The 19738-nt window shown below is 58.8% G+C and carries 10 protein-coding genes and 3 pseudogenes; 5 read left to right on the forward strand and 8 right to left on the reverse strand.

Annotation, left to right across the window (positions count from 1 at the left end):
* Nucleotides 1-308: 308 nt before the first annotated feature.
* Nucleotides 309-1283, forward strand: coding sequence for a glycosyltransferase (locus tag IE224_RS01855; protein WP_191307514.1), 975 nt, complete (start codon nucleotides 309-311; stop codon nucleotides 1281-1283).
* Nucleotides 1284-1527: 244 nt separating this feature from the next.
* Here the strand turns inward: IE224_RS01855 and tnpC are convergent, their stop codons facing one another.
* The 4 genes from tnpC to IE224_RS01875 all read right to left on the reverse strand — a co-directional run bounded on the left by tnpC (nucleotide 1528) and on the right by IE224_RS01875 (nucleotide 8644).
* Nucleotides 1528-3015 carry an IS66 family transposase gene (gene tnpC / locus IE224_RS01860; RefSeq protein WP_373305488.1) on the reverse strand — a complete coding sequence of 496 codons (1488 nt, stop codon included), beginning with the start codon at nucleotides 3013-3015 and terminating at the stop codon, nucleotides 1528-1530.
* Between the two features lie 123 nt (nucleotides 3016-3138).
* Complete coding sequence (tnpB, locus tag IE224_RS01865) at nucleotides 3139-3492, reverse strand: IS66 family insertion sequence element accessory protein TnpB (RefSeq protein ID WP_191307516.1); 354 nt, start codon at nucleotides 3490-3492, stop codon at nucleotides 3139-3141.
* A complete protein-coding gene (gene tnpA, locus IE224_RS01870; RefSeq protein WP_191307518.1) occupies nucleotides 3489-3878 on the reverse strand; it encodes an IS66-like element accessory protein TnpA in 390 nt (129 codons plus the stop codon). Before tnpA ends, tnpB begins: the two co-directional genes overlap by 4 nt.
* Before the next feature lie 230 nt (nucleotides 3879-4108).
* Complete coding sequence (locus IE224_RS01875) at nucleotides 4109-8644, reverse strand: PA14 domain-containing protein (protein ID WP_191307520.1); 4536 nt, start codon at nucleotides 8642-8644, stop codon at nucleotides 4109-4111.
* Nucleotides 8645-9361: 717 nt separating this feature from the next.
* On the opposite strand from IE224_RS01875, the pseudogene IE224_RS21365 reads away from it, so the two are divergent.
* Nucleotides 9362-9460, forward strand: a pseudogene (locus IE224_RS21365) (hypothetical protein); the annotation flags it as partial.
* A 397-nt stretch (nucleotides 9461-9857) separates the two neighbouring features.
* A complete protein-coding gene (locus IE224_RS01885) occupies nucleotides 9858-10829 on the forward strand; it encodes a glycosyltransferase family 2 protein (protein ID WP_191307522.1) in 972 nt (323 codons plus the stop codon).
* A 547-nt stretch (nucleotides 10830-11376) separates the two neighbouring features.
* Here the strand turns inward: IE224_RS01885 and IE224_RS01890 are convergent.
* Complete coding sequence (locus IE224_RS01890) at nucleotides 11377-11706, reverse strand: transposase (RefSeq protein ID WP_191307524.1); 330 nt, start codon at nucleotides 11704-11706, stop codon at nucleotides 11377-11379.
* An 86-nt stretch (nucleotides 11707-11792) separates the two neighbouring features.
* Between IE224_RS01890 and IE224_RS01895 the strand changes: the two are divergent.
* Nucleotides 11793-13152 (forward strand): annotated as a pseudogene (locus IE224_RS01895) (IS256 family transposase).
* A gap of 52 nt (nucleotides 13153-13204) precedes the next feature.
* Here the strand turns inward: IE224_RS01895 and IE224_RS01905 are convergent.
* Nucleotides 13205-13702 (reverse strand): annotated as a pseudogene (locus tag IE224_RS01905) (IS110 family RNA-guided transposase); the annotation flags it as partial.
* Nucleotides 13703-14018: 316 nt separating this feature from the next.
* Here IE224_RS01905 and IE224_RS01910 point away from each other — a divergent pair.
* A complete protein-coding gene (locus IE224_RS01910; protein WP_191307529.1) occupies nucleotides 14019-16964 on the forward strand; it encodes a right-handed parallel beta-helix repeat-containing protein in 2946 nt (981 codons plus the stop codon).
* 461 nt (nucleotides 16965-17425) lie between these two features.
* On the opposite strand, the gene istB is transcribed toward IE224_RS01910, so the two are convergent.
* Nucleotides 17426-18181 carry an IS21-like element helper ATPase IstB gene (gene istB / locus IE224_RS01915; RefSeq protein ID WP_191307531.1) on the reverse strand — a complete coding sequence of 252 codons (756 nt, stop codon included), beginning with the start codon at nucleotides 18179-18181 and terminating at the stop codon, nucleotides 17426-17428.
* A gap of 17 nt (nucleotides 18182-18198) precedes the next feature.
* The gene (gene istA / locus IE224_RS01920) at nucleotides 18199-19731 is read right to left on the reverse strand and encodes an IS21 family transposase (protein ID WP_191307533.1); all 1533 of its coding nucleotides are present in this window, start codon (nucleotides 19729-19731) and stop codon (nucleotides 18199-18201) included.
* Nucleotides 19732-19738 lie beyond the last annotated feature (7 nt).

Consider the following 19738-nt stretch of genomic DNA (forward strand, 5'->3'; position numbering starts at 1 on the left):
TGTTACGGATAATGCAGCGCTTGGAGGTTGAAGAGGAGAGTGCATAAGGGAGTAAAAGGACTTGGCAACAAATCGATGATATCTGCAGTCGAAGCATGTGAGGACCCGCAGCCGAATCGAGACGAAGATGCAGGGTCTCAGGCTTCGGGAACGTCGTTCGTGTGGAGTGAACCAACACATATAATGGACAGTAATAACTCAGGCCTGAATTGCACAACAATGCTCATGAGCCGAGAGTAAACATGTTTTACTGAAGTATAGAAGCAAAGCTTTCAAGCTTACACAAGGGAAATTTAGGACCTTTGAAGATGAAAAAGAAACTATTTATACTTTCTGATCGGTCTCGAAATTTACACCCTGCCATGTGCTGTGTTGTAGAGATGGAGAACGCTATTTCAAATGGATTTGAAGGTAAAATTATAAACAACATAGGTCTTCTTCAAAAAGATCTTTCCAATTCCTGCCTTCTTTTTACTGGGCTTAATTTCCGTAACATTGAAGAACACAGATCTTCTCTGGTCGAACTAAAGCAGCGAGGTTGTACTGTAATCATTTATGTTTTTGATGCTTGGAATGCAAATTCCTATTTTTACAACTATCGAAGAAAACTAAAGTCTCTAGTGCATCCATCTTATAATATATCATCTTTCTGTAGTATAATGTGCGTTCCGTTTCCGTGCGCAAGAGATCATTTTTCTGAGAGTGATAAGAGGCTTGTCCGCTATGTACCGCTAGCAGTAGATACTACTCTGGTGTCGGGATTAAATGCACAACGACCAATTACAGTTCTAGGTTACGGACGCCAGCCCACAGATCTGACACAGGTATTATCTAAGTTTCTTAATGCCCCCCATAGGGAAAATATTTTCCATCACACGGATCATATGAAGATATCCGAGGTGAGCGATTTTTTGATGCATCGTAGGCATTTTTGGAAGCTTGCGCAGAGTTCTCTTTTTGCGCTTGCTTATGACCCATTTTGCACGCATCCGCAACGCTTCCCCTACTCTATTGTCGGACAGCGTTGGTTTGAGTGCCTGTCTGCTGGCTGTGTAGTAGTCGGACGCCGTCCAACTGCTTCTGATACAGATGAGCTAATTGGATGGCAGGACGCGACCATAGAGGCTCCTAACGACCCGCAGGATATGTTTTGTTTTCTAAGTGATTTAATTGCTTCACCTGCCCGGATTGCGGAAATCCGTGCCCGGAACGTAGAGCAAATGAAGGCAAGACATGACTGGATCCACCGATTCTCTAATCTTGTTGCCGCAGAAGGAATTTGATCTGTTTAGGCTCCAGATGGGTATTCGGCTTGCGCCCCACTTCCTGTCCTGGACGTTATGAGGTGCTGCGCTTCGAGTGCGCTGCTCCCCCACCTTGGACCGCCGAATTCTGGATTTTTCCGGCTCCTGCCCACTGTGCGCCTGTCGCAGGTGACAGCTTCAGGCGCACGGCTAAGGCACGGCCATTCAAACTCTCTTCAATATACCGCTGAAACGTAAGCGTTAGCTGGACAGCACCTACTGCTCAGCTTGACGGTCTTAAGTTCCAGGGCAGCAGATCGTCGAGCCGGCTTTGCGGATGACCGTTGGCGATGGCCTGCAGGGTTGCGTTGAGGTAGGCGAAGGGCTCGATGCCGTTGATCTTGCAGGTCTCGATCAGCGAAGCGATGCGACCCCAAGCGATGCCGCCTTCGTCATGGCCTGCGAAGAGCGCATTCTTGCGATTGAGGGCAATAGGACGGATCAGATTTTCGACCCGATTGGAGTCGATCTCGACGCGACCGTCCGCCAGGAAGGTCTGCAACCCGTCCCAATGATTGTGGATATAGGCAAGCTTCTCGCCGAGCCGGGACTTGACGGAGATCCTGCGGCGCTGAGCTTGCAGCCACTCTCCGAAGGCAGCGACCAGCGGCGCGGTGCGGGTCTGGCGGGCTGACAGGCGCTGACCGGGTGAGACGCCGCAAATATCGGCCTCGACGGCATAGAGTTCAGCAATGCGGCGCAAGCCCTCGGCGGCGATCTCTGATCCGTCGCGGTCGAAGACTTCCTTCAGTTTGCGTCGTGCGTGGGCCCAGCAATGCGCCACATGAATAGGGGCGCCACCCTTGCGCGAGAGTTTGGACAGCCGGTTGTAGCCGGGATAGCCATCGATCTGCAGAATGCCATCGAAGCCTGACAGGAAGGTTTCGGCATTCTCGCCCGCGCGACCGGAGGCGTAGAAGTAGACCACGCCAGGCGGGTCATCGCCGCCCCACGGCCGGTCATCTCGGGCGAGAGCCCAGAGATATCCGGTCTTTGTTGTCCCGCGCCCTGGATCCAGCACCGGGGCTGTTGTCTCATCCATGAACAGCTTGCCGGACCGCTTCAGATGTTCCGCCAGTCTGTCCACCACCGGCTTCAAATGGAACGCGGCCTTGCCGACCCAATCGGCAAGCACGGCACGATGCAGCTCAAGGCCGGCCCGCGCCAGGATCTGGCTTTGGCGATACAAGGGCAGATGGTCCGCATACTTGCTCACCAGCACATGGGCGAGGGTCGCCTCTGTCGGCAAGCCACCCATGATCAGGTGGGAGAGCGCCGGTGCCTGGGTCACCCCATCGGTGCAAGACCGGCAGGCATATTTGGGGCGCACGGTGACAATGACGCGCAGCTGCGCCGGCACGATGTCCAGCCGTTCCGTGCGGTCTTCGCCGATCTTGTGCATGACACCGCAGCCACAGGGGCAGTTCAGGCTGTCGGGGTCGATGACCTCCTCGATGCGGGGCAGTGCAGCAGGAAGGTTACCGATGGTGCGCTTGGGAGTGGGTCTGGTTGCTCCGTCACCTGCTTTGGCCGCGCGCTTTTCCTTTTCCGCCTCGACCTCAGCCAAGGCGATGGACAGATCCTCGAACGCCAGTTGCCGCTCGTCCTCGGACAGCTTTTCCGACCGCTTGCCATGCAGGGCATGGTTCAATTCGGCAATCAGATGCTCTTGCCGCCGGGTGATGTCCTTGAGCGCAGCCACCTCTTCCATCAGCGCCTGAACCGCCGCGCGCTGCGCGGCAGGGATGGCGAAAAGATCGAGGACAGGGGCGGCTTGCATGGGCCATAGCTATCACAAAAGCCCGGCAAAAACACGTATAAACAGTCGGTTGATTTACTCTGCAGTAGCCGGTGGACGTATTTCCAGCGACTTGACCTTGCGCCAGTCAAGCCCGGAAAACAGCGCCTCGAACTGGGCATGGTTCAGCGCCATCACCCCGTCCTTGACGGCGGGCCAAGTAAAGGTTGAAGCCTCCAGCCGCTTGTAGGCCATCACAAGACCAGTCCCGTCCCAGTAAAGCAGCTTCAGCCGATCGGCCCTACGCGCACGGAACACAAACACCGTGCCGGTGAACGGATCCTTGCGCAGCACCGATGACACCATCGCGCTCAGACCATCATGGCCCTTCCTGAAGTCGATGGGCTTTGTCGCCACCAGGATCCGCACCCGATTGGACGGGAAGATCATGAACTGGCCGCCAGGGCACGCACGACTGACGCAATCCGCTCAGCCGAGGCCTCGGCTTCCAGACGGACCAGCACTCCGCCCGTGACAATCTCCGGCCGGACCAAGGCGCCACCATCAGCACGCGGCGCAGGCTCAGCTGGGCCTACCATCAAGGCGGCGAACTCTACCGGGTCTTCCGGAGCAGGCAGCACCAGCCGCCCTGTCCGCGCCAGTGTCCGCCAGGAGGAAACATGGTTTGCAGGAATGCCGTGCCGCCGCGCCACTTCATTCACGGTGACCCCCGGCATCAGCGTCTCCGCCACGACCCGCGCCTTCACCTCATTCGGCCACTTCCGATTCCGACGGCTGCGGCCGTCAGCCGGGAGAAACTCCAATGCAGGCTCCATGGAGATACTCCATTCCAACAATCATCCCAGTCCAAAGAACCGATCAGGTCGCAAGTCGGAAGGTGGGGAGCAGAATACGCTTACGCTGAAACCGTGTCCGGAGTGCATTAGGCAAAGGTACTTAAATGATCCATCCTCCCTGAATAAGAGGAGCACAGACCGCGCCTTGTGGGAATCCCTTCGCGATTCACGTTTTTACCGAAACGCTTTAGATGACAACTTCGGCTTTACTAGAGAGACAGTGGGTCATCAACTGGGGATAAGTGTGGATCATGCAGAGCCTGCCACAGATCCTGCATGTCCGCTTTCTGTTGCCAGTTCGTGGCACTATCTGCTCCAATGACGAGCGTGCTGATCTCGCCCGTACCGGTGCCGTTGGCAGGGCCCATCACGAAGCGGAACTCGTCGGCATCATAGTCGATGACGATGGTTGCATTCCGGTCGCCGAGCATGCCGATCACCTCAATTGAGTCGAAGCTACCCAAGATTTCGTCAGCCTTGATCAGCGTCTCGCTGACGCTGGCCGAGCCGGCGGCCCAGGCGGACACGTCAATCTTCAGATCTCCATTTAGGCGGATGGCCGTGTCAATCTCCGGAGCCTTTCCAAAGGTACCCGAACGAAATTCGCCCAAGGTAGACAGGCCCGCAACATCGGCAGTGAAAGAGAGCGTCGAGCCGTCATGCATGCGCAGTACACCGGTGTCGCCGTTATGGCCATCGAAGCCCACCTTAACCCGGCTGCCCTCGATGACGAGGCTGCTGTCATCTATTAGTTCGAAGGAGCCGCCGTGAATGGCCAGCAATGCCTGAGCATTATTGCTTACATGCATGTCGATCATGCCGATTATGTCGCCCTTATTGGCAAAGCGTCCTCCCGCTATGTCGATCTTTAGGATGTCGCTGTCGCGGTAGCCGTCGATCCAGATCTGTCCGGCCCGCTCGATTGATAACGAGGCGCCCATTTCGCTTACGCCGATATTGCCATCAATGGTCAGCTTGCCCGACGTGGCAACAAGCTTGCCGAAGTCGCCGAACTCAAAGTCGTCCACGGTCTCCGTATAGTTCCCGAAGTAAACGGCATTGCCGGCAAGATTGACGCTGTCGCCCTCCCGAGTGCCGGGCAGATCGTTCGTTGACCAGTTTAGCCGGTTGTCCCACCGCATGCCGTCGCCTCGCTCGTCAGGCGTGAAGACTAGCGTCTCCGACCCAGTCCGTGCCGAAATATCCAGCCCAAAGCCTTCGCGGAAGAAGGCGATGATCAGATCGGCATCGACGACGGCGTCGAGCTGGCCATGTGCCTGGGCGCGCAGCAGGGCTGCCAAGTCGGCAATCGTAGCGCCTTCCTTGACGAGCAGTTGGGATGCGAACTGCTGGATGGTAGTCTTGTCCATCCTGACAACATCACGTCCTTCAGTATTACTATCCAAAGAGTTGCTCTGGCTCTTGTGGCCTGATGCCCACCTGTAGATAATGGTGTCATCGAAGAAGCGCGTGTCATTCTTGCTGAGAGCATGATGCGTGACGAATTTCGCAGCAATTTCGGCCGCATTGGCCGGATCGGCCATGTGGGCGATGATGTTTTCGATCAGCGAGGTCTGCTTGCCAAAATCATCGATCCCGAAGGCCAGTGCGCCTTCTTGAGACGACACACGCTTGTGGCCAGCCGAGGTGATGAGGTTGCCGTTCATCAGGGTGTAGTTGCCTAAGGACTGACCTGCTGCATTTTTGTCTCCACCGAAGAAGTTCACCGCAGCGTTGTTGTCGATGAAGGCGTTGTCCTCAATGAAGCCGCCGGACCGGACCTGGGCTCCGAAGGAGGCACCCCGCATGATGATGTTGTCCACCAGCGAGACGTCGTAATTGTTCGACTGGATGTAGATATTGTGGCTATACATTGACGGCGGCATTGGTGAGGTAGCGGCCAGATTGTAGTCGTAGCCGTCGGCCCAGCCATTGTGGTCGAACAGGTTGCTCTCCAGGCGGACGCCCTTGCTGTTTGCGATATAGGTTCCGCTTATCCGGTTGATGTGCTGAGCCCATGTGTCAGTATCGTTCAACGGGACCTCGCGGAAGATGTCAACAAAGTCGCTTCTGCGGATAGTCAGCCCGTTGACGTTCTGGAAGTTGCCCTCCTTCGTCACCGTGACGTTGTCGATGAGAAGGTTCGCTCCTAGCAGTGCCTGAGCACTGCCCAACTTTACTCCGGTTATGACCATGTTGGCCGACTGGTTCTGAACGATGTTCATGTCGCCCAATTGAGGGTCCTCACCCTCGCCATATGCTGTTACAACGAGCGGGTTCAATTCTGATTCGCCATTCGCGCCGCGGGTGAATAAGCGCTGGGCCTCCGAATACTCGTAGCCGCGCTCGAAGAGGAGCCAGTTGGATGTCGTCTTGAAGGCGGTGGTCGCGTTCCAAAGCGCCATGCCCAGATCGGCGGTCAGGGCCATATCCTCGGTAGCGCCGTATTCTGAGTTCTTAGAAAGCCAGTTTCCCCAGCCGCCATAAGTCTTCTCGATTGCAGCGACTGTTGTGCCCTCCATCGCAGCAATGTCTTCCTTGGTGAGGGCATGCTCACCTCCGGAAACAAAGATCTTGCGGTGGTTGTCGCCATGCTCAAGGATCAGATTGCCATGGGATTCGGTTTCCAACATGTAGCCTTCACCAAGACTCCAGCCATCGGCATTCTGAGCCGGTGTCAGATCGACATTGGCGTCCACGCGGACGACCGTGTTGTCGGCGAGGGTCACCTCATAGGAAAACGCGACCTGGGCAAAACCTTTCTGTGCATCCGTCATAACCAGGGTGATCCCGTTGTCGGGAGACACGCTGACATGGCCAGTTTCGGGCTGCTCCAGGATGCGGATCAAACTGATTTGCTGTCCATTCGTGACGGAGCCGGGGATTTCCAATTGCGCGACGCGGTCTTCCTGCGCGGTGGCGCTTATAACTGCTTGGATTGGCTCGGCAGGAGCGGGGTTAACTGGCGCAGGATCAGTCGGAGTCTGCTCGACGGGAGCGGAGTCCACAGGTGCAGGGTCAACGGAATCGGGGTCTACCGGTTCAGGCTGGGGCTGAGGTTCGGGTTGGGGGACCACGACTGCATCAATTACATGTGAGACATGATCAGCATTGAGAGGAGTGCGCTTGCCGCCGGTATCCGGGCCGCTCCAAGAGAGCTCAAGAACCTGACCTCCGTTTCGCTCAAAGTATATCACTTCTAGCGGGATAGCCCCTGCTTTGAGGTCAATCGTCACCGACTTCTCAACCATCCTATGGGCGCCATCATTGTCGATTGCAGTTTCGCCCCCTAGGCGGAGAGCCGAGCCATCATCGGAGTTCAGATAGAAGGTGTAGGTCCCGGTCTTCTCGATTGTCAGGTCGCCCGCGATGCGACCCGCGAAGTGATCCGCCGGACCATGTTCCCAGAAAGGAGCCGAGCTGGACTTGAACGAAATGCTGTCCAGAATGCCAACATTCTCGGGTTCGACATCAAAATTTACATCCGAAAGGCGGTTTACGCTCCCCGACGTCACGAACCAGAATGCCTTGAAGCCATCTGCCCTGACAGGTGCGGGTTCCGGCTCAACAGGTTCGGGTTCCACCGGAGCCGGGTCCACCGGAGCGGGTTCTACCGGCGCGGGCTGAGGTTCAGGTTCTATAGGCGTGGGATCAAGGGGATTCGGCTCGACAGGCTCAGGCTCAGGCTCGGGTTCGAGCTCGGGCTCAAGGGGAGCAGGATCAACGGGGATTGGCTCGGCGGGAACAGGTTTTACCGGAGCAGGAGCAAGCAGCAGCATGTCCGGCACGGCATCTGCTTCACCGATGACATTGATCTCGATATCGGCTTTGCCGTCTCCATCGACGTCACCCTGCAGCGTCGTGACACTGCCGCTGCGCAGAACCAGCATCTCGCCGGCCTTGCCACTGAAAGCGCTTTCTTCCGCATGGTAAAGGTCAAGGTGGGTCAGGTCGATTGTATCATCCTTGTCCACCATCAGGGTGGTCGTGGTTAGACCAGTGCCCAAGCTGTCTTTTGTGAAAACGTAGAGGTCTTTGCCGTTCCCGCCGATCAACAGGTCACGACCCGGCCCGGCAACCAGCACATCGTCACCGTTGCCGCCATTGAGCGTGTCATTTCCAGAACCGCCCACCAAGTAGTCGTTGCCGTTGCCGCCATTAATCAGATCATCTCCGGCCCCACCGTCGATTTCGTCATCACCATTGCCGCCCAGAAGGGTGTCTGCTCCAGCCTTGCCAGTGATGATGTCATCGCCGTTGCCACCGTCGATCTGGTCACCCTTTTCGGTTCCCGTCAGCACATCATCGCGGTTAGTGCCCGAGGTAACGGCGACCTTCTTGTCGGCAGGGGATGCAACATCATCCTTTTTTGCACTTTCATTTGTCTTGTTAGATGCGTCGCTCGCCTTCTCATGGCCCTTCCCAAGAATATTTTTCGTGTGATCGGCAGTTGTATCGGCATTCGGAGCAGAGGCGCTTGCCTTGCGGGTGATTGCGTCCACGTCCAGACCCATCACGGCATATTTGCCGTTATTCCCATAGGAAGCATGATCGAGTGGCTTATTTACATGGGCGCCAAAAATGTCGTCCTGTACGGTCTGTGCGCTCGCCACGATGCTCATCATGGAAGGATCTGCATCGATTATTTCAGGCGCTGCCGAGGGTTCAGCATCAATCTTAGTAGGAGCGATCACATTGTTCCGCTTTAGCGTTTCTGGCTGGGAGCGGGCAGGGGATTTTTTCATTCACTGTCTCCGGAAAACAAAGAAAGATGTCTGCCGCTGGTGCAGCCTTGAGGTGCTTATTTTGATAAGTTCACTACGTAGAAAAACAACCTATGAGTGTCTACAAGTTTATTATTCTTTTAGGGGTTGTGCGTATCATCTCACCACTGCATTTTTCGGGTAATTGCCTGGGGCTAGACCGGCAGCTTCGACATCCTGGCTCATCGGCGCAAACATCATGCACTGCTGGTGCCGCCTATTGGCGTCATGTGGCCAGCTATCGCGACAGTCGTGCAAAGATATCCACTGCCATCGTCAGAACGAAGCGGAAGGACATCGTAAGCGAGAGGGTGACGCCCCAGACGGCATCGATGTGCCATGGTGGCGGGTGTTAAAGCACCGCTACAGAGAGGAGCGTCCACAAAGAAGTTAGCATCATCGGCCTAGATCCGGCGAAGAACGTATTCGAAGCGCATGGCGCCGCAGCTGACGGCTCGGTGGTCTTCCGCCACAAATTGTCATGGGCGCAGATGTTGAAGTTCAATGCGCGCAGGCGCGAATTATGCAAGCGCGCGACCGATGACGATACCGCGGTGACTGTCGACGATCCCGGGAGTGGGGACTGTAACCGCAGCGGTGATCGCCACCTTTCCACCGCCGGTAGAGACCTTTTGAAAGGAGCGGGACCTTGCCGCCTGGGTCGGCCTCCCGCCGCGACAACATTCGTGCGGCGGCAAGGACCGGCTGGGCCGCACTTCGAGGAATGTAAGGCAGACGGTCACCAGACCCGCTCGGGAGAATTGTCACTACCGCCGATGCGCCTCTGAGCGCGGGTAAGCAAACTGAACCTGACTTGCATATATCCATAAGGCCCGCGGCAAATGAAGGGTTGCATTTTTCGAGGCCGGACACATGACCGCACCTGATCACATGCCCAATCGTGTTTAAGATCCCACTTGCATTCAACCAGGCATCCACACACGGCGGCTGCGCCCCACTTGCGTTCATCTTGACGGCTTGAAGTTCCAGGGCAGCAGGCCGTCGATTGGGCCTGCGGGTGGTCGACTGCCATCATATTGACCGGCTTCAGGTCTGACCATAGGACCTAGCGGTCCTGAGCCTGCGCGCCATCACCACCCTAAAATGGTCAGGCCCGGCTGATTTCCCTGGGGACCATTCGGATTTTTGGCTATTAGGGCGATAAGCCTCTGGCTCGTTCCTGTCCTTTGCTCCGATGGCCATCATCATGCCTTCTTCTATAGCCGTTATCATTATCAACTATGGAACAGCCGAGCTGGCTATTGCCGCCGTGGAAAGCGTTCTGGCGCGCGATCACGGCCATCCCGTCCAGGTGCACCTCCTGGATAATGCCTCTCCTGGCGGGGATGGTGCTGTGCTGGTCGACGCCCATGCTGGGAGGAGGTGGGGGGACCGCGTCACGCTATGGTTAGAAAAGGAAAATCATGGCTTCGGGCGCGGCAACAATGTCGTGCTGCGCGCGCTTTGGGACAGCCCTGCACCGCCCGATTACGTCTTCCTGCTGAACCCGGACGCGCAACTAGAAAACGAGGCAATCGCCTTCTTGGCCGACCGCCTGGATGTGGAACCGCAGGCAGCTGCGGCAGGGGCGGGGATTGCCCTGCCCTCAGGTACGCCGGTCTCGGCCGCCTTCCGCTTTCCTTCGGCCTTGAGCGAATTTGTGGAAGCGGTGAACTTCGGCCCTTTGTCCCGGCTGTTCTGGGACAGCAAGGTCGCCCTGCCAGCCGATCATTCCGACGGGCCGGTCGATTGGGTTTCCGGTGCGGCGGTGATGATGCGCCTGCCGGTGCTGCGGGCTTTAGGTGGATTTGATCCCGATTTTTTTCTGTATTACGAAGAAGTCGAACTAATGTTTCGCATGCGAAAATCGGGGTATGAAATTTTGTATGTTCCCGCTGCTCGCGTCCAGCATGCCGAAGGCGTGGCCACGGATGTCAGAAGCGGTTCTGTCCGCAAGGCCAAGCCCGCCTACTGGTACGATTCCTGGCGCTTCTATTACCTCAAGACCTGCGGTCGTTCGGGAGCCGTCGCGGCCGGTTTGGCTTGGATGGCAGGGGCAGGGCTAAATGCGCCGCTGGCGGCGTTTCGGGGTCACAGGCTTCGTGCGCCGAAAGGATTTTTCCGCGATTTCGCCCGGCTTGTCATGCGCCCCCTGTTTTTTGGATGACAAAGAACCCGGCTTGATCGCCTATCGCTTCCTAGGGCTGACGTGCCACTGGCGTAGATGATGTCACCGCTCCCCTTGTGGATCGTCGCAGACCCACCTTGGCACATCAGATGCCGTCGGGGGGCGGTCACATCATGTGTGGGTAGCCCTAGGTTTAGGGGGCTAATGCCTTAGCAATGATATAATCGAATGCGCCCATGTGTCAGGCCTTTTTTCGAGGCGCTGCGCCCCTTGGCCGGTATGGGATCTGCGGGTCAGGATCAAAACATCAAAACGAGCTCGAAGCTCTTCATGTGACACTGATTTTCCTGGCCCTGATCTGTTCGATTGATTTCATACAGCTTCAGCTTCTCCCGCACTTCCGAGGTTGGGCTTCCGGTTCTTCAACGCGCTAGAAGCGGCCCCCTTCGAGACTCTTCATCCTTGTGATCATGGCCCACAGCATGCGGGCCATCTTGTTGGCCAGCGCAACCGCTGCCGGCATCTTCGGCTTCCTGGCCAGGATACGGCCCAGCCAGGAGTTCTCCGCTGGTAGCCGAACTTTGGCTCAGGAGATCACCGCCATCGCGCCGATGATCAGCAGACGCCGGATGTCGCACTGTCTGGACTTGCTCGTGCGCCCAAGCCTTTGCTTGCCGCCGCTGGAGTGCTGTTTCGGCACAAGCCCCAGCCAAGCCGAAAAGTCGCGGCCTCGACGGAAGGTTTCCATCGGGGGAGCAAAGGCAGCAAGAGCCATCGAGGTGATAGGACCAATACCCGGCATCTTCTGCAGACGCGCGGAAAACCGCGAGCGCCTGCTGGCCGCGGTAATCTGTGTGTCGAGTTCTGCGATCCTTTGGGACAAACTGTCGATCTGCTCAAAGCAAAGTTGTGCCATATGACGAACCGGGGCCGGCAGATCTGGAGCCTCCTCATCTTGTTCCAGGAGAGTGTCAGGTCTTCTGTGTATGACTGATCGGGTCCATGCTTCACCGAAAGGAAGCATGCATGACAATCTCCAAGGAACTTCTGGATGAACTGCTGAAGGGTGTTGAGCGCCCTGAGGATCTGCTCGGCGATGCCGGGCTGATGAAGGAGCTGAAGATCCGGCTGATGGAGCGGATGCTGGGTGCGGAGCTGACCGCGCATCTGGGCTATGAGGAAGGCAAGGAAGCACCTCCGGGCCAGGCGAACCGGCGCAACGGCTCGTCGACGAAGGTACTGAAGGGCCAGGACGGCGAACTGCCGGTGGCTGTGCCCCGCGACCGCGACAGCAGCTTCGAGCCGGAGCTGGTGAAGAAGGGCCAGACCCGCATTGATGGCATGGATGACAAGAGTTCGCCATGGAAGCCGCCACTGGTCCGAGGCCCATGGCGGACGGGCTCTATGCCGCCGGGCTGACGGTGCGCGACATCCAGGCGCATCTGCTCGATCTTTACGGCCTGAAGGTCTCCCCCGACCTGATCAGCCGCGTCACTGACGCGGTTCTGGACGAGGTTCGGGAATGGCAAGGCCGGGCACTGGACCGGATGTATCCGATCCGTCGTCGGGAAAACGGGGCCCCACCCCCGTTTTCTGATCCTCCTCCATCTTCGACGCGCTGCGGGTGAAGATCCGCGATGCCGACAGCCGCACCGTCAAGAACAAGGCTGTCTACATCGCCCTTGGCGTGACCCGTGACGGCCTGCGCGAGGTCCTGGGCCTTTGGATCGTTGAAAACGAGGGCGCCAAGTTCTGGCTGTCGGTGATGAACGAGCTGAAGAACCGGGGTGTTCAGGACGTCCTGATCGGGGTCGTCGACGGGCTGAAGGGCTTTCCTGAGGCTATCACTGCCGCCTTTCCCGAGGCCATGGTCCAGACCTGCCCTCGCCATGGTCACTCGGACCAGTGGCGTTCCCATGGCTCGATGCATCTGGTCCGCCATAGCCTGAGCTATTGCTCCTGGAAGGACCGCAAGGTTGTGGCTGCCGATCTGCGCCGGATTTACAGCGCCCCAACCGCCGCAATGGCCGAGGCCGAACTCGATGCCTTTGAGGAGAAATGGGCCGGGAAATACGCGTCCATCGCCCCAGCCTGGCGACGAGCATGGGCCGAGGTGATCCCGTTCTTTGCCTTCGATCCGGCGATCCGCAAGATCATCTACACCACCAATGCCATAGAAAGTCTGAACCGGGTCATCCGCAAGTCGATCAAGACCGGAGGGTCATTCCCCACAGACGAGGCGGCGACAAAGCTGATCTACCTGGCCATCCGCAGCTTCGAGAAAGACGGCCGAAACGTCCGGGAATGGTTTGCGGCCCGCAACCAGTTCGCCATAATGTTCGGCGAGCGCTTCGACGCTTGAGTATCTGAAACCGCATGGACCGGGCTAGATACACAGTTCAGGACACTCCCTGTTCCAGAGCCAACCGAAGTCTGCTGACGTTCTCCCGCCCCTTGCCTGCAATGATGCCAAACTCGGCGAGGTGACCGCGCAGCGCGTTGATCGTCTGCGTGCGCTGCCCAATGAGCAGGTCACGTAACCGGAAGACCATGCCTATGCCTTGCTGTTCTGGCGTCTTTACCTAGACAAAGCACATGGTGGGACGGCTGGCTGCCTCCACGATCGCTTCTGCGTCCGCTATGTCGTTCTTCTGGTTCTTCACATAAGGCTTGACGAACTTCGGTGCAATCAGCCGCACCTCATGGCCCAGATCTGCTAGTGTTCGAGCCCAGTAGTGCGCTGTGGTGCAGGCCTCCAGTGCAACCCGGCAGCCAGGGTGCGCCTGCATGAACGCCAGGAACTGTTTGCGCGACAGCTTCTTGCGAAACACAATCTCTCCCTCGGCCGTCGCTCCGTGGAGTTGAAAGACCTGCTTGGCCAGGTCAACGCCGATGATCGATACTTCCTTCATAGCTCAAACCTCCTGATCCAGCCCGGACCACAGTGGCACAAGTGCCGTCAGGAGGGGCTACCCAACCCATCATCAACGCCATCTCTGTTTCTCAATAATACCTAGCGTAAGGGTGGATGCGGCGCTTCGGATTTGCCTTTTTACACTTCTGCGCAAGTTGGCAGAAAACGCTAAATTACGCAGTGGTAGGGGCAAGAATCTGCCGACATTAACTTTTTCTCTACCTGCGCATGTGGATCCTTTCTACACACTGTCTGCCATCGTGAACTGTACCAAATAGTTCGCTTTTTCTGAGCCTGCTACCAAAGGAATTTTTATGCTGCGCGATCTGCTTGTTGCTTTGCCTGGACTGATCGGGCCCACCGGCACTATGTCACGTGTCCCAGAAATACAAGCGCAGGACGCTTCACAGGTCATCGTGCCGGCCGCGGTGACCAGCAGCCGGGCCATTGCCTTGCCAGAGATAACTGCCTCGTCGGACTTTCTGCGTCAGGCGATGATTGACTATTATAAGCAAACCGGTTTTCAACCCCCTGCGGCGCTGGAACCCCAACCAGAATCCGACTCGCCTGTCATCTCGACGCCGGATCCCGAACCCACGCTCCTGCCCCAAGGCACCGAAAACCTAACCGCCGAGGCTGGCCGCGTCCTAATGATCGAACCGACGGAAAGCGGGATCGCCAGCATCAAGATCCTGTCTCAGACCAGCCATGGACATGTCAGCGTCAGTCCCGACAAGACCCTCTCTTTGGTCCTTAGCGAAAATCCGGATAACCAGACTGATACCGCATTTAGCTATGAAATTACCTATCAAAACGGCAAGACCCAGCAGGTCCAGGCAAAGGTCGACGTCATGGCTGGCCAGGAGCCGGAAGGCTGGGGCAAGGGCGATTTCTACATGCTGGAAACAGGCGCGGATGGTCGCGTTGTGGTCGAGCATGGTGATCATCACAGAAAGATTCATGTCACCAAAGGCGAACATGGCTTAACGGCGGCCGAGATCGCTAAGACCGAAGGGATCGCGATCAGCAAGGTAACGGGGAAATGGCTACTGGACCATCCTGAATACGGAGCTACACCTGACAAGGCCCTGGATGCCAAAATCGGCATGGAGTTGTGGTATGCCTCGACTGGGCGCGGGGTCAGCCCGAATTCAAACTGGCTGCTGTTCGAGCGCGGCTACGACTATGGGGATGTTGGCCAGGTCGTGAACCGCGGCGCCTCGGGCGAAAGTGCGCTTAATCCGCTTTACATCGGCGCCTATGGTCGAGGAGATGATCCGCTGATCAGGGGCAAAATCAACATCTTTCAGGATCAGGTCAGCCACGTCGTCATCCAGAATATCGACACTACGCATGTCAGCGCGCTGCTGGGCGAGAACCTGCTGTTCGACAATATCAGCGTGACCCTGAACGGGATGGCCGTGCAGAATGTTAAAAACTTCTCGCTGGTCAATTCCGACATCATCGACGTGGCACGTCTAAATCCCATCAATGGCGGAAAGGTTTGGGATGCGGGCGCGAACAAGGTCGCCGGTGTTTATGTAGCAGATAGTGATGGCGTTTTCCTGGCCAGCACCTTCTTCGACCACAACGGTTGGGCCGACGGATACGATCCGTCTATGTCCACATCAGCCGCCATGCCGCCGAGCAAGTTCAACCACAACCTTTACGTCCAGAACGACAACCTTGACGTAACGGTGCGCGATAACATCTTCATGCGCGGGTCGTCCTTTGGCGCCCAGGTCCGCCCAGGTGGCGTCATCGAGAACAATACCTTCATCGACAACAATGCCGGCCTGAACTTCTTCGGGGGCAGCAGCTATACTCTGGCCTTGGACAACATCGTCACATCGGCCGGATACAGGCAACTCTCCCTCCTGGATGGCGCGTTGTCGATGGGCATCGACAACAACGGCAAGCAGAATTCGCTGATCGGCAACATCGTCGCCCATTTGGCCGATCCCAGCAATCGAGCCGAACAGGCGATCAAGAACATTGCTCATACCGCGCTTGCAAATACCGAGGACTTCGTAAACGATACTATCGTCTATAACTGGACCGGGGGCGGAAAGACGGGAACGTCCCTAAATACGGCCGGACTTTCCACGACCGTCTTGAACCAGACAACCATCCAGAAGTTCACAGCGCAACTGCTGGGCAAGAAGACAGCCACCATTGCCGATCTGGCAAACCATCTGCGTGAGCAGGCGGATGGAAAATTGGATGCCACTGTCGACGCCGATGTTATCAATGCCTTCTTCCGCAACGGCTTTGGGCTGGATACTACGCTACGCGCCGAAGCTGAGACGGTTCGCTTTGCACCCGATGACCGGGCCGAGGGCATGCGGTGGGACAACCGCCTGAACTGGTCAAGCGAAGACCTGCCTGGCACGCAGGATGGCGACAGCGTCCACCTGGGCGGCAACCGCGTGCTGTTCGGGGCCGAGACAGCCACGATCGACGATTTCATCTTCGGCGATTTCGGGCAGATGAAGGCGACATCGGGGCGCCTGAACATCGAAGGCAAGATATCGACCAGCAAGACCGGAAACCTGCTGCAGATCGACAATGCCGGCCAGGTCTGGGTTGATGGCTATCGCGACCGGGACCTGCTGACGCTGGATCTCGATGGTGGTCGCTTCGCCAACACCGGGGAATTTGTAGGCAAGGCCAGCATCGACGTTTCGGATGATGCGCAACTGCTTCTTGCCACGGCCGGAGGGCGCTTCGATCTGGCCAGCGGCAGCAGCCTGTCGATCTCCGGCAGCAAGGCCAAGGTGGGCTTCGACGGTGGCGATAGCAAGACGGCCGCTCTGCACCTGCATGAGGGGGGCGAACTGTCCTTCGTCGCCGATGCGACCGGACTGGGCCAGTTATCCGAGTTCTATTCGGGTGCCTTCGAGACCTCAACGGTGACATCGGGAATTCGGCTAGGCGGTGACCTGTCGATCGACTTGACGAGCCTGGACCAGCAAACCGGCAACAGTTGGACGCTGATTAGCGCCGACCAGATCATCGGATCGTTCGACGACATCAGCGTTTCGGGCTTGGGCAGGGACCGCGACGCCCTGATCCGCATCGACTATGTCAAGGACGAGGTCGTTCTTCTGATCAGCGACGCGGGCAAGGGCAGCGGCCAGATCCGTACGAGCAGCACCGGCGAGGCAAATTTTATCGACTATACGAAGGATGCAGCCCTAAAGGCGCTCTGGGAGGATCTGCAGGCTTCGATGCCGCAGGTGACCGACGACCCGATCTGATTAGGAGTTGGTCACGACTTTCTCATGCGAAACCTTAGGCGCGACCTGCAAGCCAGTCCTTGAGGTCGCGCAGGAAATCCGCTGTCACGCCCCGGCCCGTCAGGATGACGCGTCCGGGGCTGGCCTTTATCCGAACCCCCTCCTCGACCTCCAGACTGTCTTGTCGCCCGCGTTCCACGCCCAGGACGGACGGCTGGGGACGCAGGGTGCGTATTCCACGGCATCCGACCGCTTATTCCAGCAACATCCGACCAGCCGTTCCACGGGCATCAGACCGGTCGACGGTAGCGGTCTGAGGCAAAGTCTTCATGGTTGATCCGGGGGCATCCGGTCAAGGGTGACGGTGGTGCGGAGGGTTGTCCGCGGGAGGGTCCCGCGCGCCCGGCGCCGCGCCCGCCAGGAGGCTGGCGGTGTCGGGCGCGTAGGAGGGACCAGTGGGCAACCTGGGGCTGGGGTCCTGCTCATTGGCTGGCCTCGGAGCGGTTGTCGATGCCGGTCTTGCGCAGCGACGGACCATCCAGGGGAATGCGATAGGCATTGTGAACCAGCCTGTCGAGGATGGCGTCGGCGAAGGTGGGCTCACCGATGACATCGTGCCAGGTCTCCACGGGGAGCTGACTGGTGACGATGGTTGAGCGGCGGCCGTAGCGCTCCTCCACGATCTCCATCAGGTCGCGGCGCTGCGTGGCGGTCAGGCGTTCGGGACCCCAGTCGTCAAGGATCAGAAGATCCACACGCGCGATCTTGCGGAACAGCCGGTCGAAGCGCCCGTCGCCGCGCGCCAACTCGAGGTCGGAGAAGAGCCGCGGCAGCCGGTGGTAAAGAACGGTGCGGTCCGCGCGGCTGGCCCCGTGGCCGAGTGCGCAGGCCAGCCACGACTTGCCGACCCCGCAGGGCCCGGTGATCAGGACCGAGCGGTGCCGGTCGATCCAGTCTGGGCTGGCGAGGCTTTGGAACAAGGCGCGGTCGAGGCCGCGGGAGGTCCGGTAGTCCACATCCTCCATGCAGGCGCCGCCATGGCGCAGGTTGGCGGCACGCAGGCGCGACTGGAACCGGCGGGTGCCGCGCCGGGCTTGTTCGCGGTCCAGCATCAGCCCGATCCAGGCGACGGGGTCGAGGCTGCGGCCGCGATCTTCGCTGATCAGCTCGGCAAAAGCTTCGGCCATGCCGTCGAGCTTCAGTGCGTTCAGCGCTTGGTGGGTGGGGTGGGTCAGCAAGGGTTTGTCTCCTTTGGTCAGTGGAAGAACTTGGCGCCACGGATGTTGGCGTGGGTGATGGGCGGGGCTTCGGGTGGCCGGTCCGGGGGACGGCCGTCGAGGCGGTTCAGCAGGATCGACTTCACCGACGTCATGGTGCGGGTGTTGATGGCGAGCGCGCGGTCACAGGCGGCCTCGACCCGCTCGGGTCCATAGCTGCGGGCCAGACGCAGGATGCCGAGGCAGGAGCGAAAGCCCTGTTCGGGGTGCGGCCTGTCGCGGAGGATGACGTCGATCAGGATCCCGGTGGCAGGACCGATGCGGGCGGCCCGGTCGCGCAGCTGCTCGGGCGTGGTCTCGGCATAGCGGCGATGGCTGGCAGGACGATGGTCGTTCAGCGTCGTTGCGCCCGTGTCGCCCGGGCCGGCGCGCCTGTGGCAGGCCACGCGCTTGCCGGCGCGGAAGATCTCGACGGTGCCTGCCGTCAGCCGTGCCCAGAGCTGCTGGCGGATCAGATCATGGGGCACCGAGTAATGGTGGCCTTCCAGCCGGACGTGATAGTCGACCCCGACGGTGGCGCGGCGCCAGTCGGCATGGACGAAAGGCTCCGGAGGCAGCGGCTGCATGGCCGGGCGATCGAGCGTCTCGAAAAGGTCCTGACGCGCAGCACCAAGGTGACGGCTGACACGGGCGTTCAGGCGAGCAAGCTCTTCGCGGATGGCGGCGTTGAGTTCGTCGAGGGTGAAGAACTGCCGGTTGCGCAATCGCGCTATGATCCAGCGCTGAGCAAGAAGAACCGCCCCTTCGACCTTGGCCTTGTCACGTGGCTTGTAAGGACGTGCCGGAAGGATGGCTGTGCCGTAGTGCGCTGCCATCTCCGCATAGCTGCGGTTGATCTCGGGCTCGTAGAAGCAGGCCCGGATCACGCCGGCCTTGAGATTATCCGAAACGACAAGCGCCGGCACCGCCCCAAACGCGGCAAAGGCACGGGTATGAGCGCCGATCCAATCCGGCAGCGCCTGGCTCCAGGTCGCCTCGGCGTAGGTCATGTTCGAGGCGCCCATCACGGCAATGAAGATCTCCGCTGGACGGGCAGCGCCGGTCACCGGGTCGGTCACCGTCATTCGGGTGCCCGAGTAGTCGACGAACATCCGCTCGCCTGCGACATGGCGTTGGCGCATGATGGGCGAAAGCCGCCCGACCCAGCGGCGGTAGTGCTCGCAAAAGGCCGAGTAGCCATAGCCGTCGGGGTGCTGGCCCCGATACTCGTCCCAAAGCAGCGCCAGCGTGACGCCCGGCCGCTTCAGCTCGCGATGAACCATCGCCCAGTCTGCAGCGGCGAATTGCCGGTCCTGCGAGGGCGGCGGAGGCGGAAACACTCGCCGCTCCAGTGCCTCCTCGTCCAGGCCCTCGGGCAGCGGCCAGGACAGGCCAGCCACCGCGGCACGGCGCAGATACTCGATCACCGTTGTCTTGCCGACGCCGGTCGCAAGTGCGATCCGCCGGGTCGACATTCCCTGCGCATGCAGGCGCAGCACGTCCTCGATCTTCCTCATCGGCAGTCTCCTCATCGCGCCC

Origin of the sequence: Paracoccus aerius (assembly GCF_014656455.1) — a bacterium.
In the GTDB taxonomy this organism is placed as follows: Bacteria; Pseudomonadota; Alphaproteobacteria; order Rhodobacterales; family Rhodobacteraceae; genus Paracoccus; species Paracoccus aerius.

Excerpts from the sequence above, each read along its gene's own strand:
- tnpA (WP_191307518.1), bottom strand. The coding sequence starts at position 3,878 with ATGGAGCCTGCATTGGAGTTTCTCCCGGCTGACGGCCGCAGCCGTCGG.
- IE224_RS01885 (WP_191307522.1), top strand. The coding sequence starts at position 9,858 with ATGGCCATCATCATGCCTTCTTCTATAGCCGTTATCATTATCAACTAT.
- IE224_RS01910 (WP_191307529.1), top strand. The coding sequence starts at position 14,019 with ATGCTGCGCGATCTGCTTGTTGCTTTGCCTGGACTGATCGGGCCCACC.
- IE224_RS01855 (WP_191307514.1), top strand. The coding sequence starts at position 309 with ATGAAAAAGAAACTATTTATACTTTCTGATCGGTCTCGAAATTTACAC.
- istA (WP_191307533.1), bottom strand. The coding sequence starts at position 19,731 with ATGAGGAGACTGCCGATGAGGAAGATCGAGGACGTGCTGCGCCTGCAT.
- tnpC (WP_373305488.1), bottom strand. The coding sequence starts at position 3,015 with ATGGAAGAGGTGGCTGCGCTCAAGGACATCACCCGGCGGCAAGAGCAT.
- IE224_RS01890 (WP_191307524.1), bottom strand. The coding sequence starts at position 11,706 with ATGGCACAACTTTGCTTTGAGCAGATCGACAGTTTGTCCCAAAGGATC.
- tnpB (WP_191307516.1), bottom strand. The coding sequence starts at position 3,492 with ATGATCTTCCCGTCCAATCGGGTGCGGATCCTGGTGGCGACAAAGCCC.
- IE224_RS01875 (WP_191307520.1), bottom strand. The coding sequence starts at position 8,644 with ATGAAAAAATCCCCTGCCCGCTCCCAGCCAGAAACGCTAAAGCGGAAC.